This is a genomic window from Acidimicrobiales bacterium, assembly GCA_035531755.1.
GTDB lineage: Bacteria > Actinomycetota > Acidimicrobiia > Acidimicrobiales > UBA8190 > DATKSK01.
Map to the genome: position 1 here is coordinate 22,517 of DATKSK010000074.1, position 13,522 is coordinate 36,038.

General features: G+C 73.8%; 13 protein-coding genes. 5 read left to right on the plus strand and 8 right to left on the minus strand.

Annotated features, from left to right (window positions below):
• Positions 1–3 precede the first annotated feature (3 nt).
• A complete protein-coding gene (lepA, locus tag VMV22_14730; GenBank protein HUY23585.1) occupies positions 4–1,791 on the minus strand; it encodes a translation elongation factor 4 in 1,788 nt (595 codons plus the stop codon).
• Between the two features lie 203 nt (positions 1,792–1,994).
• On the opposite strand from lepA, the gene rpsT reads away from it, so the two are divergent.
• Positions 1,995–2,261, plus strand: coding sequence for a 30S ribosomal protein S20 (gene rpsT / locus VMV22_14735; protein HUY23586.1), 267 nt, complete (start codon positions 1,995–1,997; stop codon positions 2,259–2,261).
• 3 nt (positions 2,262–2,264) lie between these two features.
• Here rpsT and holA read toward each other — a convergent pair whose 3' ends face one another.
• From holA to VMV22_14750, 3 genes are all read right to left on the minus strand, one after another.
• Positions 2,265–3,332 (minus strand): DNA polymerase III subunit delta, encoded by a 1,068-nt coding sequence (gene holA, locus VMV22_14740; GenBank protein HUY23587.1) that lies wholly within the window; start codon positions 3,330–3,332, stop codon positions 2,265–2,267.
• Positions 3,329–4,105 (minus strand): dihydropteroate synthase, encoded by a 777-nt coding sequence (folP, locus tag VMV22_14745; GenBank protein HUY23588.1) that lies wholly within the window; start codon positions 4,103–4,105, stop codon positions 3,329–3,331. The genes holA and folP overlap by 4 nt, the downstream gene beginning before the upstream one ends.
• 133 nt (positions 4,106–4,238) lie before the next feature.
• Positions 4,239–4,946 (minus strand): tetratricopeptide repeat protein, encoded by a 708-nt coding sequence (locus VMV22_14750; GenBank protein ID HUY23589.1) that lies wholly within the window; start codon positions 4,944–4,946, stop codon positions 4,239–4,241.
• A 68-nt stretch (positions 4,947–5,014) separates the two neighbouring features.
• On the opposite strand from VMV22_14750, the gene VMV22_14755 reads away from it, so the two are divergent.
• Together VMV22_14755 and VMV22_14760 are read left to right on the plus strand one after the other, a co-directional pair.
• Positions 5,015–6,085, plus strand: coding sequence for a phosphotransferase family protein (locus VMV22_14755; protein ID HUY23590.1), 1,071 nt, complete (start codon positions 5,015–5,017; stop codon positions 6,083–6,085).
• Positions 6,086–6,098: 13 nt separating this feature from the next.
• Positions 6,099–6,992: a PAC2 family protein gene (locus tag VMV22_14760; protein ID HUY23591.1), complete on the plus strand. Its 894-nt coding sequence runs from the start codon at positions 6,099–6,101 to the stop codon at positions 6,990–6,992.
• 60 nt (positions 6,993–7,052) lie between these two features.
• On the opposite strand, the gene VMV22_14765 is transcribed toward VMV22_14760, so the two are convergent.
• A complete protein-coding gene (locus VMV22_14765; protein ID HUY23592.1) occupies positions 7,053–7,604 on the minus strand; it encodes an FKBP-type peptidyl-prolyl cis-trans isomerase in 552 nt (183 codons plus the stop codon).
• 73 nt (positions 7,605–7,677) lie between these two features.
• On the opposite strand from VMV22_14765, the gene VMV22_14770 reads away from it, so the two are divergent.
• A complete protein-coding gene (locus tag VMV22_14770) occupies positions 7,678–8,910 on the plus strand; it encodes an alpha-hydroxy acid oxidase (protein HUY23593.1) in 1,233 nt (410 codons plus the stop codon).
• 52 nt (positions 8,911–8,962) lie between these two features.
• Here VMV22_14770 and VMV22_14775 read toward each other — a convergent pair whose 3' ends face one another.
• A complete protein-coding gene (locus tag VMV22_14775) occupies positions 8,963–9,430 on the minus strand; it encodes a hypothetical protein (GenBank protein ID HUY23594.1) in 468 nt (155 codons plus the stop codon).
• Positions 9,431–9,541: 111 nt separating this feature from the next.
• Here VMV22_14775 and VMV22_14780 point away from each other — a divergent pair, with 111 nt between their 5' ends.
• Positions 9,542–10,558, plus strand: a complete 1,017-nt coding sequence (locus VMV22_14780) for an LLM class F420-dependent oxidoreductase (protein HUY23595.1) — start codon at positions 9,542–9,544, stop codon at positions 10,556–10,558.
• Between the two features lie 51 nt (positions 10,559–10,609).
• Here VMV22_14780 and leuS read toward each other — a convergent pair whose 3' ends face one another.
• Both leuS and VMV22_14790 read right to left on the minus strand, forming a co-directional pair.
• Complete coding sequence (gene leuS, locus VMV22_14785) at positions 10,610–13,087, minus strand: leucine--tRNA ligase (protein HUY23596.1); 2,478 nt, start codon at positions 13,085–13,087, stop codon at positions 10,610–10,612.
• Between the two features lie 77 nt (positions 13,088–13,164).
• Positions 13,165–13,320, minus strand: a complete 156-nt coding sequence (locus VMV22_14790; protein ID HUY23597.1) for a hypothetical protein — start codon at positions 13,318–13,320, stop codon at positions 13,165–13,167.
• Positions 13,321–13,522: the final 202 nt, after the last annotated feature.

Below are 13,522 nucleotides of genomic sequence, written 5' to 3' on the forward strand. Positions count from 1 at the left end.
GGCTCAGTCCTCGAGCCGGAGGGCCGAGATGAAGGCCTCCTGGGGCACCTCGACCCGCCCGATGGCCTTCATCTTCTTCTTCCCCTCCTTCTGGCGCTCGAGGAGCTTGCGCTTGCGGGTGATGTCCCCGCCGTAGCACTTGGCCAGGACGTCCTTGCGCTTGGCCTTGACCGTCTCCCGGGCCACGACCCGGCCCCCCACGGCGGCCTGGATGGGCACGTCGAACAGCTGGCGCGGGATGAGCTCGCGCAACTTCTCGGTCATGCGCCGTCCGTAGGTGTCGGCCTGCGAGCGGTGCACCACCGTGGAGAAGGCGTCCACCGGCATGTGGTTGATGAGGAGGTCGACCTTCACGAGGTTGGCGGTGTCGTACCCGTCGGCCTCGTAGTCGAGGCTGGCGTAGCCCTTGGTCCGGCTCTTCAGCTGGTCGAAGAAGTCCACCACGACTTCGGCCAGGGGGATGCGGTAGATGAGCTCGAGGCGCTCGGGCGACAGGTACTCCATGCGCACCAGCTCGCCGCGGCGCGTCTGGCACAGGTCCATGACCGTGCCGGTGTACTCCGACGGCACGATCAGCGTCGCCCGCAGGACGGGCTCGTCGATGTGGTCGAGCTTGCTCGGGTCGGGCATCTCGCTCGGGTTGTCGAACCGCAGGTCGCCGCCGTCGGTCAGGTGCGCCACGTACGCCACCGACGGGGCGGTGGCGATGAGCGACAGGTCGAACTCCCGCTCGAGGCGCTCGCGCACGATCTCCATGTGCAACAGGCCCAGGAAGCCGCACCGGAACCCGAAGCCGAGCGCGCCCGAGGACTCGGGCTCGAAGGTGAAGCTGGAGTCGTTGAGCCGGAGCTTGTCGAGCGCCTCGCGCAGGGCGGGCAGCTCGTCCCCGTCGATCGGGTAGAGGCCGCAGAACACCATCGGCTTGGGGTCGCGGTAGCCCGCGAGCGGCTCGGCCGCGGGGCGCGCCGCGTCGGTGACGGTCTCACCCGAGCGGGCCTGGCCCACGTCCTTGATGCCGGCGATGAGGTACCCGACCTCGCCGGGACCCAGCTCGTCGACGGGCGTGGGGATCGGGGCGCGCACACCGATCTCCTCCACCTCCTGGGAGAAGCCGGCCTGCATGTAGCGCACCTTCGACCGGGCCCGCAGCACGCCCTCGGTCACCCGGATCGAGCTCACCACCCCGCGGTACTGGTCGTAGGACGAGTCGAAGATGAGGGCCCGCAGCGGCATGTCCGGATCGCCCGAGGGGGCCGGCACCCGGGCCACGACGGCGTCGAGCAGCTCCTCGACCCCCGCCCCCGTCTTGGCGGAGATGCGCACGATCGAGTCCCCCGGGATGCCGAGCACCCGCTCGATCTCCCCGGCGTACTTGTCGGGCTCCGCCGCGGGCAGGTCGATCTTGTTGAGGGCCGCCACGATCTCGAGGTCGTGCTCGATGGCCTGGTAGCACGTGGCGAGGGTCTGGGCCTGGATCCCCTGCGAGGCGTCCACCAGGAGCACGGCGCCCTCACACGCGGCCAGGGACCTGCTGACCTCGTAGCCGAAGTCCACGTGGCCGGGGGTGTCGATGAGGTGCAGGACGTGGCCCTTGAAGTGGACCCGGACGTTCTGGGCCTTGATCGTGATCCCCCGCTCACGCTCCAGGTCCATGGAGTCGAGGTACTGCTCCCGCATGAGGCGGGGGTCGACGGCGTGGGTCAGCTCGAGGATGCGGTCCGACAGGGTCGACTTCCCGTGGTCGACGTGGCTGATGATCGAGAAGTTGCGGATACGGTCGCGGCTCAACACGGCACCCGGAGCGTACCGGCGCCGGGATCGGCCCCCGGTCCCCGCCGGCGGTGCCCGCGGCGTCCCCCTGCTACCATCGCGACCCTGGTGGTGCCGGGTGGCGCCACCGGAGCAGGCCGCACCGGGCCTTTCCGGCCGGCCCTTCCCCACCCCCGATCGACGACGCGCCGCCGGCGGCCCGTCCCGGAGCAGCCGAGAGCCACGTGGCGAACATCAAGAGCCAGATCAAGCGGAACCGCCAGAGCGAACGGCGGCGCCTGCGCAACAAGGCGGTGCGCTCGGAGATGCGCACGCGCACCAAGACGGCCGTGGTCGCCATGGACTCCGGGGCCGAGGACGCCGACGCCGCCCTGCGGGCCGCCGTCAAGCGCATCGACAAGGCCGCCGCCAACGGCGTGATCCACAAGAACCAGGCCGCCAACCGCAAGTCGCGCCTCATGCGGCGGGCCGGCGCGGCGGGCGGCGCCTGATCCTCAGGACCGCCGGCGCGACGACCCCGCCCGGGGCCGGCGGGCCGAGGACTCCCTCCCGGCGCCGAGCCGGCTGAGGCGGCCCACCAGCACCTCGAGCACCGTCTCCTCGGGCAGCGCGCTGCGGCCCCGCACGTCGAGATCGGCATCGGCGAGCAGCGTCATCGCCCGGCCGATGCCCACCGGGCCCAGCCGGCGCCCCTGTTCGAGCGCCTTCTTCGCCGGGTACACGCTGCGCGTGCCGAGGCAGGCGGCGGCCGCTTCGGGCGTGGTGACGCCCGCGCCGTCGAGGCGGAGCATGGCCTGGAAGTGGCGGTGCAGCACGGCCATCACCTGCAGCGGATGCATCCCGCCCGCGCTGAACAGGCGCCGGAGGGCGACGAGGGCCTCGGCGGTGGTGCCGGCGTCGATGGCGTCGGACAGGTCCCAGGGCGCCACCGCGCCGGCCTCGCCGAGGAAGGGCTCGAGCCGCTCCACGTCGATCGACGCCCCCTCGCCGTAGGCGGCCGCCAGTGACTCGAGCATCCCCCGCAACCGGCTGACGTCGCCGCCCAGGTGCTCCCCGAGGCGCGCCCCCGCCCGGGCGTCGAGCTTGACGGGCCCCTCGTGCAGGCGCTCGACCAACCACTGCGTGCGGGCCCGGCCCGTGCCCACGGCGGTGTCGATCACCGTGCCGTGGCGCTCGACCGCCTTCACCAGGCCGGCGGGGATGGTCCCGCCCCCGGCGACCAGGACGAGGCAGACACCGGGGAGGGCGTCGTCGAGGCAGGCGACGAGGCGGGCCCCGTCGGCGGCGGCCAGGCGCCCGGCGTCGCGCACCACCACGATCCGCCGGTCGGTGAGGAACGGCGGCGTGGTGAGCGCGTCGACCACCAGACCGACCTCGAGCTCGTCGGCGCCCGGTCCGCCGTGCTCCTCGACCACCATGGCGGGGTCGTTGGCACCCACCAGCGTGGCCAGCAGGTCATGCGCACGCTGGCCCACCAGCGAGGCGTCGTCGCCGCGCACGAGGTACGCCGGCCCCGGACCGTCCCCGGCCGGGGCGGTGCCCGGCGACGGGGCCGCGCTCATGGCGCCTCGAGCACGGCCGCCACGGCGTCGCACACGCGCCGCGTCCCGGAGACGTCGTGGGCGCGCACGATCCGGCAGCCGAGCGCCACGCCGATGGCCGCCGCCGAGAGCGAGGCCTCTCCCCTGCGGTCGACGGCGAGGTCGAGCGTCACGCCCAGGAACGGCTTGTTCGACGCCGACAGCAGCAACGGGTACCCGAGGCCGGCGAGGACGTCGGAGGCGCGCAGCAGCTCCAGCGACTGCGCCGCCGTCTTGCCGAGGTCGAGCCCGGCGTCGAGGACGACGCGGTCGGCGGCGAGCCCCGCGGCCCGGGCCCGGGCGGCACGGTCCTCGAGGAAGGTGCGCACCGAGGCCACCACGTCGTCGTAGTGCGGGTCGGGGTCGGCGATGCGCGGCCCGATGCGGATGTGGGTGGCCACGACCGCCGCGCCGGCGGCGGCGGCAGCAGCGAGGTAGTCCGGGTCGGCGAACCCGCTGATGTCGTTGCCCATGACCGCCCCCGCCGCGTACGACTCGCGCGCCACCGAGGCCCGCCACGTGTCGACCGACACGGGCACGTCGACCCGGGCGTGCAGGGCGGCGATCGCCGGCACGACGCGGTCGAGCTCCTCGGCCTCGGTGACCTCGGGGCCGGGGCCGGCCTTCACCCCGCCGACGTCGAGGATGTCGGCACCGGCGGCCACGAGCTCGTCGGCGCGCGCCAGCAGGGCGTCGAGGGCGAACGTGGCGCCCTTGTCGAAGAAGGAGTCGGGGGTGCGGTTCAAGATGCCCATGACCAGGCTCCGCGTGGCGAGATCGCGAGTTCGGTCGCCGAGCCGGAGGTGCACCGCGAGAACCTACACGCGCGGTGGGCGGCGGCTCCCGGGTGGCGGGGGCGCCACGGGGTCGGCCCCCTCGCCGGGGGGATCAGAACAGGCGGGTGGCGAGGGCCTTGCGGTAGGACGCCGCGCGCGGGTCGTCGGGGCCGAGCGTCTCGAGGAGGTCCAGGAACTCCTGGCGGGCCGCCTCGTCGTCCTTCACCTTCGGCAGCAGGGCGTCGAGCAGCACGTCGACCCCGTCGGCGGGCACCGCGACCTGCTGCGCCGCCAGGCGGGCCTCGGCCGCCAGTTGCCGGACCTCGGGAGTCTCGGGGACGCGGGCGAGCACCCGCAGGGCCTCCTGCGGCTCGCCCCGGTCGACGTGCAGCCGGGCCATCGACAGCACGGCGCCGGGGTGGTCGGGCTCGAGCTCGAGCGCCCGCCGCAGCGAGGCCTCGTCGCCGGCCGCCACGAGGGTGTCGACCTCCGAGGGCTCGGGCACCAGCCGGTTCACGAAGTCCGTGACCTGGGCCTCGGGCAGGGCGCCGACGAACCCGTCGACCACCTGGCGGTCCCTGACGGCGTACACGGCGGGGATCGACTGGACCTGGAACGTGGTCGACACCCGGGGGTTCTCGTCCACGTTGACCTTCACCAGCTCGACCGTGCCGCCCTTGGCGCCGACCACCTTCTCCAGGATCGGCCCGAGCGTCCGGCACGGCCCGCACCACGGCGCCCACAGGTCGACCACCACGGGGACCTGGTCGGACCGCACGAGAACGTCCTGCTCGAAGGTGGCATCGGTGACATCGATCACCCGGGAGACGATACCGGGTCCGGTCCGCAACCGAGGTCGCCCGCAGCACCGCGGGTAGCGTGCAGCCGATGACGACGGAGGACCTCGTCGACGGCGGCGTGCAAGGTGGTGTCGAGGGCATCGCGGCCGGGAACGTGGCGCGGTGGTTCGCGGCCCACGTGGCCGGCAGCGAGCCCCCCCTGTCCTTTTCGTTGATCGCCGGCGGTCGCTCGAACCTGACCTACCGGGTCGCCGACGCCGCCGGCCACGTCTACGCACTGCGCCGGCCCCCGCTCAGCCACGTGCTTCCCACCGCGCACGACATGGCCCGCGAGTACCGGGTGATCACCGCGCTCGGCCCCACGGCGGTCCCGGTGCCCGGCACCGACGGGCTGTGCGAGGACCCCGAGGTGAACGGCCAGCCCTTCTACGTCATGGAGTTCGTGGACGGCCTCATCGTGCGCGATGCGCGCAGCGCCCAGCACGATCTCGACGAGGCCGCCCGGCGGCGCGCCGGCGAGTCCCTGGCCGACACCCTGGCGGCGCTGCACGCCGTGGACGTGGACGCCGTCGGTCTCGGAGACTTCGCCAAGCGCGACGGCTACATCGAGCGGCAGCTGCGCCGGTGGTACGAGCAGTTCCGCAACTCGCAGGTGCCGGGGCTCGACACCGCCACCGTCGTCGGCGCCGTGCACGACCGGCTCGCCGCGGGCGTCCCCGAGCAGGCGGGCACGTCCATCGTCCACGGTGACTACCGCCTCGACAACACCGTCCTCGGCCCCGACGGCTCGGTGCGCGCCGTGCTCGACTGGGAGATCTGCACGCTGGGCGACCCCCTCGCCGACGTGGGGCTGCTGATGGTGTACTGGACCGACCCGGGCGACGAGGCGGCGCTGCTCGGAGTGACGCCGACGACGGTGCCGGGCTTCCCCGACCGTGCCGCCATGCGGGCGCGCTACGCGGCGGCGTCGGGGCGCGACCTCGCCCACCTCGACTTCTACGTTGCGTTCGGGTACTGGAAGCTGGCGTGCATCATCCAGGGCGTCTACGCCCGCTACGTCGGCGGCGCCGCGGCCGGGGACCGGTCGAGCGTGGACGAGTTCGGCCAGAGCGTGGTCAGGCTGGCGGAGATGGCGCAGCGCGCCCTCGACGCCCGGTAGGCGCGCGCCCGCCGTGACCCTCTACGAGCGCCACCTCGAGCGCGTCCTCGTCGACCCCGTGCTGGTGGTGGCGCTCGAGGGGTGGGTCGACGCCGGGCTGGGGGCCGACGGGGCCGTCACCGCGCTGCTGTCGGCCGGGCCCACCGAGTTGGCGGCCACCTTCGACGGCGAGGAGCTCATCGACCAGCGCGCCCGGCGCCCGGTCGTCCACATCGCCCACGGCGTGAACGTGGGGCTCACGTGGCCAGTCATCCAGGTCCGGGCCGGGACCGACCGGGCCGGCGCGGACGTCTGCTACCTGGTGGGGCCCGAGCCCGACTTCCGGTGGCCGAGCTTCGTCGCCTCGGTGGTGACGCTGGCCGGCGAGCTCGGCGTCCGCATGGCCGTGGGGCTCGGCGCCTTCCCGGCGCCGGCGCCCCACACCCGCCCCGTGCGCCTGGCCGCCACCGCCCCGCAGGCCTCCGCCGACCTGGTGGCGCGGGTGGGGATCGTCCAGGGGGAGCTCGACGTCCCGTCCGGGGTGTGGGGTGCCCTCGAGCTCGCCTTCGGCGACGCCGGCGTGCCCGCCGTGGGCCTGTGGGCCCGGGTCCCGCACTACGTGTCGGGGATGGCGTTCCCCTCGGCCAGCGCGGCCCTGCTCGACGGCCTGGCGGCGGTGGCGGGCCTGTCGCTCGACTCGACCCCGCTGCACACCGCCGCCGACTCGGCGCTCCGGCAGGTCGACGACCTCATCGCCAAGAGCGACGAGCACACGGCGATGGTCCGGCAGCTGGAGCGCAGCGTCGACACGGCCGAGGGCAACCCCCTCGACCTCGGCCACCTCCCCACGGGCGACGAGCTGGCCGACGAGCTCGAGCGGTACCTGCGCGGCGAGCCCGGTGAGGGGCGAGCACCCGGCGAGGGCTGAACCGGCCCCGGTGCCCGGAGCCCGGGTCGGTGCGTGGCGACGGGCGCCCAGGGGAGGCCGCTACCGCACCTGCAGGAGGTCGACGACGAAGACGAGGGTCTCGTCGGCCTTCACGGCGGGCGGGTCGCCGCTCGCCCCGTAGCCGAGCGCCGGCGGGATCACGATCTCGCGCCGCCCTCCGGTCTTCATGCCCACGATGCCCTGGGCGAAGCCCGGCACGACCTGGGCGAGCGGGAAGGACGCGGCCTGGTGGCTCTGCCAGCTCGAGTCGAAGTCCTTGCCGTCGGCGTAATCGGCCCCGACGTACTGCACCAGCACGGTGCTCGAGGCCACCGCCGTCGTCCCGGTGCCGACGACGAGGTCCTTGGTCTGCAGGCTGGTCGGCGCCGGGGTGGAACCGGGCCCGATCACGGGCTCGGCCTGCAGGTTCGTCGCACCCGTGATGGCAGGCGGGTTGGCCGCGCCCGCCGCCGGCGTGACGGCGACAGTCCCGGTCGTGGGGGCGGCGGTGGACGGTGGGGCCGTCGACGAGGTGGCCGACGACGAGGTGCTCGACCCGCAGGACGCGAGGGCGGCGATGGGCAGGGCCAGCAGGAACAGGAGGCGTCGCACGGCAGGCAGACTATCCACGGCGGGCCACGCCACGGTCGGCACGGCCGGGGCCCAGGCGCCCGAGGGGGTGGAGGTGCAGGCTTCCCGCATCTACAGCGTGGAGGACGCCAGGCGACGGGCGGCCCGGTCGGTGCCGCGGGCGGTGTTCGACTACATCGACGGCGGTGCCGAGGACGAGGTGACCCTGGCCGAGAACGGACGGGCGTTCCGCGAGGTGACCTTCCGCCCCCGCACGACGGGAGCGGGTCCCGACCCCTCCACGGCCACCACCCTCCTCGGCACCCCCCTGTCCATGCCCGTCCTCCTGGCGCCGTGCGGGCTGGTGCGGGCCATGCACCCCGAGGGCGCCCACGCGGTGGCGCGCGCCGCGGCGGCGGCGGGGACCGTGTCGGTGCTCAGCACGGTGGCGGGCACCGCGCTCGAGGACGTGGCGGCACAGGTCACCGGCCCGCTCTGGTTCCAGCTCTACTCGCCCGGCGGCCCGGCCCAGAGCACCGAGCTCGTCCAGCGCGCCCAGGACGCCGGGTACGCGGGCCTGGTGGTGACGATGGACACCCCGGCACTCGGGCACCGAGAGCGCGACGTGCGCCACGGCGTGGCCCCGCCCTTCCGCTTGGCGCCGGCGAGCGCGGCGCGGCTGGCCGCGCAGGTCGCGGCCCGCCCGCGGTGGGTCGTCGGCATGGGGCGCGCCGCCATCAGGGCACGCGCCGCGGCCCGGGAGACCGGTGCTGCCGCCGCCGGTGCCGCCGGTACCGCCGCTGCCGCCGCCGCTGGTGCCGCCGCTGGTGCCGCCGCAGGTGGCGCCGCTGGTGCCGCCCCGACCGCCCGGCTGGTCGCCATGGGCGCGTCCCCCTTCTCGTGGGACGACGTCGCCGCCATCCGGACGCAGTGGTCGGGGCCCCTGGCCGTGAAGGGCCTGCTCTCGCCGGACGACGCCCGGCGCGCCGTGGAGACCGGCGTGGACGCGGTCATCGTCTCGAACCACGGGGGCCGCCAGCTCGACGGTGCACCGGCCACCATGCGGGTGCTCCCGCTGATCGTCGACGCCGTCGCCGGGCGCGCCGCCGTCATCGTGGACAGCGGGGTGCGGCGGGGCAGCGATGTCGTGAAGGCCGTGGCGGCCGGTGCCGACGCCGTGATGATCGGACGCGCCTATCTGTACGGGTTGGCGGCCTGCGGCCAACCCGGCGTCGAGCGCGTACTCGAGATCCTCCGCACCGAGATGGTCCGCACCCTGTGGCTGCTCGGATGCCCGTCGATCGGGGACCTCGACCGACGGTGGATCGACATCCCGGGTGGCGCGTGAGCGACCCCACGTCGACCGCCCTCGCCTCGACGGGTCGTCGACTGCGCCGTCGTCAGGAGCGCAGATCGACCGCCATGGCCACGATGCCCCGCATCGTCCCGCTCGGGTTCGAGCTGACGGCGTGGGTGTGCGACGCCAACCACATCCCCACGGCGATCAGCACGGCGAACAGCACGAAGACGACCGCCAGGGTGACGTAGCGCGCACCGGGGCCGCCCGACCGGCCCGCGGGCTGCTGGTGCTGGCGGTGCAAGAGCGCCAAGTCGACGGCGTCGAGCCCCGGGAGCGACGACGACGGGCCGGGGCCGCCGGCGGATCCCTCGGGCGCCTGGTCGGCGATCGCCGCCATCTGGCCGGTGGAGGTGGCGGCGTTGATGGCCATCACCCGCCGGGTGTAGTCGTAGGGCGCGATGCGCCCGGCCTCGAAGTCGTCGAGGACGCGCCGCAGGAACGGCTCACGGTCGGTATCGTCCGGGCCGTCCGACACCGGGCCGGGCCCGTCCGGGGCGTCCTGCACCATGGGGCAATTGTCGGCCGTCCGGGCGCGAACCGCAAGCACCGGCCCCTCTCTCGCCGGGCGGGAGCCGCCGCGTGCGGGGCCGCCCGACGAGCCGTCGGATAGCGTGCGCCGATGCAAGTCGACGGGGGTATCGGGTTCGATCCGAGCGACGCCGTGGCCACGGCGAAGCGGGCGGAAGAGGACGGGTTCGATGGCGTGTGGTGCGCGGAGACGGGCCACGACCCGTTCCTGCCCCTGCTGCTGGCGGCCGAGCACACCGAGCGCGTCGAGCTCGGGACGGGGATCGCCGTGGCCTTCGCTCGCAATCCCATGAGCACCGCCGTCCTCGCCAACGACCTGCAGGCTTTCTCGAAGGGCCGGTTCATGCTCGGCCTCGGCTCGCAGATCAAGCCCCACATCGAGAAGCGGTACTCCATGCCGTGGTCGCATCCCGCGGCGCGCATGCGGGAGTTCATCGCCGCCATGCGCGCCATCTGGGCCGCCTGGCACGACGGCACCAAGCTCGCCTTTCGCGGCGACTTCTACACCCACACCCTCATGACGCCGTTCTTCAACCCCGGCCCCAACCCCCACGGCAATCCCAAGGTGTTCCTGGCGGCTGTCGGGGAGCGCATGACCGAGGTGGCCGGCGAGGTCGCCGACGGGCTGCTCGCCCACGGGTTCACCACGGCGCGCTACATGCGCGAGGTGACGATCCCGGCCCTGGAGCGCGGCCTGGCCCAGGCCGGCCGTACGCGCCAGGGCTACGAGATCTCCTACCCCGCCATGATGGTGACGGGGTCGACCGACGCCGAGATGCAGGCGGCCGCGCAGGCCGTCAAGGCACAACTGGCGTTCTACGCGTCCACGCCCGCCTACCGGCCCGTCCTGGACCTGCACGGCTGGGGGGACCTCTTCGCCGAGCTCAACACCCGGTCCAAGCGCGGCGAGTGGGTCGAGATGGCCGATCTCATCCCCGACGACATGCTGGACGCCTTCGCGGTCACCGGTCAGCCCGACGAGATCCCGAAGAAGATCATCGAGCGCTACGGGGACATGGTCACCCGCGTCAGCTTCTACGCGCCGTACCGGATGGAGCGGTCCCGCCTCCGAGCCCTCCTCGAAGGGTTCCGGGCCTCCGGGTCCTGACCGCCCACCGGCGGACCCGGAGCAGGGCCGGGTGCCGGCCACGGGCCCCCGTCAGCGGACGATGTTGACCAGGCGGGGCGGCCGGGCGACGACCCGCGACGGCTCGGTGCCGGCCAGGTCGGCGACGACGCGCGCCGAGGCCAGGGCGGCGGCGGCGGCGTCCGCCTCGGAGATGTCGGGCGAGACCTCGATCCGGTCCCGGACCTTGCCGTTCACCTGCACCACCATGGTCACGCTGTCGGCCCGGGCGAGCTGCGGGTCGAAGGCCGGCCACGGCCCGGCGTGCACCATGGCCCCCTCGCCGTGGCGGCGCTCCCAGGCTTCGGCGGTGACGTGGGGCACCATGGGCGCCAGCACCTGGAGCAGGGCGTCCGCGGCGGCGGCGTACGTGTCCTTGTGCGCGCCGCCCACCGCCTCGCGCCGGTAGCGCTGCAGGGTGTTGGAGAACTCCATGCAGGCGGCGACGGCCGTGTTGAACGACCAGCGCTCGATGTCGTCGCTCACCTTGGCGACGAGCCGGTGCGTCTCGCGCGCCAGCGCCGTGTCCTCGGCGGACGGCTCGCCGTCGCGCTCGGCGCCCTCGGGCTCGACGGTCAGGCGCCAGACGCGGTCGAGGAAGCGACCGCAGCCCTCGATGACGTTCTCGGTCTGCTCCGTCCAGTCCATGTCGTCGCCCGGGGGGCCCGCGAACACGTGGAACAGGCGCAGCGCGTCGGCACCCACCGTGTCGAAGTACCGGGCCGGCGTGATGAGGTTCCCCTTGGACTTCGACATCTTCTTGCCGTCCATGCGGATCATGCCCTGGGTGAACAGGCGTTTGAACGGCTCGCGCGGGACGCCGGGCGCCAGGCCCACGTCGACGAGGGCCTTGGTGTAGAAGCGGGCGTAGAGCAGGTGCAAGATGGCGTGCTCGATCCCGCCGATGTACTGGTCCACCGGCATGAAGTGCTGGGCGGCCCCCGGGTCGAACGGGCGGTCCTCGGCCCACGGGTCGCAGAAGCGCAGGAAGTACCACGACGAGTCGACGAACGTGTCCATGGTGTCGGTCTCGCGCTCGGCCGGCCCGCCGCACACCGGGCACGTCGTGTGCCGGAACGTCGGGTGCCGGGTCAGGGGGGACTCACCGGTGGGCAGGAACTCGACGTCGTCGGGGGCGAGGACCGGCAGCTGGTCCTCGGGCACACCCACGATGCCGTCGACCGGGCAGTAGACGACGGGGATCGGGCATCCCCAGTACCGCTGGCGCGAGACCAGCCAGTCGCGCAGGCGGTAGTTGACCGTGCGCGTGCCGATGGCGCGCTCCTCGAGCCAGGCGGCCGCCCGCTCCTTGGCGGCGGCGACGTCGAGGCCGTCGAGGAAGTCGGAGTTGATCTTGACCCCGTCGCCGGTCCAGGCGCCGCCGTCGAAACCCTCGGGCGGCTGCGTCGTGCGCACCACCGGCAGGCCGTGCGCCCGGGCGAACTCCCAGTCCCGGTCGTCCTCGGCGGGGACGGCCATGATCGCCCCGGTGCCGTAGCGCATGAGGACGTAGTCGGCCACGTACACGGGGATCGGCTCGCCCGTGAACGGGTTGACGACGTGGCCGCCGGTGAACGCTCCCCGCTTGGCCAGGGTGTCGACGCCCTCCTCCGAGGTGCGGTCGAGCTCGCTGCGGGCCGCGGCCGTGGTCCGCAGCTCGTCGACGGCGGCCCGCCGGGCGTCGGTGGTGAGCACGTCGACCAGGGGGTGCTCCGGGGCCATGACGGCGTAGGTCATCCCGAAGCTCGTGTCGGGTCGGGTCGTGAAGACCCGGAGGGCCGGGCCCTCCTCCTCGGCGCCGACGACGGGGAGGTCGAACTCCACGCCCTCGGACCGGCCGATCCAGTTGCGCTGCATGGTCTTGACCCGCTCGGGCCACTCGAGCGCGTCGAGCGACTCGAGCAGCTCGTCGGCGTAGGCCGTGGTGCGGAAGAACCACTGCTCCAGGTCCCGCTGCACCACGAGGTCGCCGGAGCGCTCGCAGCGACCGTCGGAGAGCACCTGCTCGTTGGCCAGCACCGTCTGGCAGCCGGGGCACCAGTTGACGGGCGCGTTGGCCCGGTAGGCCAGGCCCGCCTGGAGCAGCCGCAGGAAGATGACCTGGTTCCAGTGGATGTAGGCGGGGTCGTGACTCCGGATCTCCCGGCGCCAGTCGTAGACGGCGCCCAGCCGCTGCACGCTGGCCTTCAGCTCGGCGATCCGGGCCTCGGTGAAGACCCGGGGGTGCTCGCCGGTCCGGATGGCGGCGTTCTCGGCCGGGAGGCCGAACGAGTCGAAGCCGAAGGGCGACAGGACGGCGAACCCCTGCATGGTCCGGTGGCGCACGATGAGGTCACCGAAGGTGTAGTTCCGGATGTGGCCCTGGTGGGCCGACCCGCTCGGGTACGGGTACATGCACAGCACGTAGCTCGCCGGGCGCCGGTCGCCGGCGTCGACCTCGTAGAGGCGGGCGTCGGCCCAGCGCTGCTCCCACTTGCGCTCGACCACCTGCACGTCGTATGCCCGGGCCATCCCCGGATTCTACGGAACGGGGCCCCGGGCCCCGGGCACCGCTCGATGCGGCGGAGGTGGTGGCCCCGGCGGCGGGCTCAGACGCCCGAACCGGTGGAGTCCGATCCCGGCGAGAGGGAGGAGTTCGATCTCGGCGAGGGGGAGGAACCTCCGAAGAGGCTGCCGAGCCGGCCGCTGTCGAGCAGCCCCACGCCGCAGAACCCGCTGCGCCAACCCTTACCGGAGCGTGACATCGGCACCCCTCGTCGCCGCCCGCACCGCTGAGCAGGCCATTGCATCTTGCCGACGGGCTCGCCGTTTCCACGGTGTGGGAAGGCGACGAGGGCAGGGGCCTCGGAGCCACCCGGGCGTGCCCGTGGCGGCTGGTAACGTGACGGGCTGCCCCGGGGGCGTAGCTCAGTTGGTAGAGCGCTTGACTGGCAGTCAAGAGGTTCG

Bases quoted from the DNA above. Each gene is read 5' to 3' on its own strand.
- holA (HUY23587.1), bottom strand. From the start codon at position 3,332: ATGAGCGCGGCCCCGTCGCCGGGCACCGCCCCGGCCGGGGACGGTCCG.
- folP (HUY23588.1), bottom strand. From the start codon at position 4,105: ATGGGCATCTTGAACCGCACCCCCGACTCCTTCTTCGACAAGGGCGCC.
- VMV22_14755 (HUY23590.1), top strand. From the start codon at position 5,015: ATGACGACGGAGGACCTCGTCGACGGCGGCGTGCAAGGTGGTGTCGAG.
- VMV22_14775 (HUY23594.1), bottom strand. From the start codon at position 9,430: ATGGTGCAGGACGCCCCGGACGGGCCCGGCCCGGTGTCGGACGGCCCG.
- VMV22_14780 (HUY23595.1), top strand. From the start codon at position 9,542: ATGCAAGTCGACGGGGGTATCGGGTTCGATCCGAGCGACGCCGTGGCC.
- leuS (HUY23596.1), bottom strand. From the start codon at position 13,087: ATGGCCCGGGCATACGACGTGCAGGTGGTCGAGCGCAAGTGGGAGCAG.
- VMV22_14790 (HUY23597.1), bottom strand. From the start codon at position 13,320: ATGTCACGCTCCGGTAAGGGTTGGCGCAGCGGGTTCTGCGGCGTGGGG.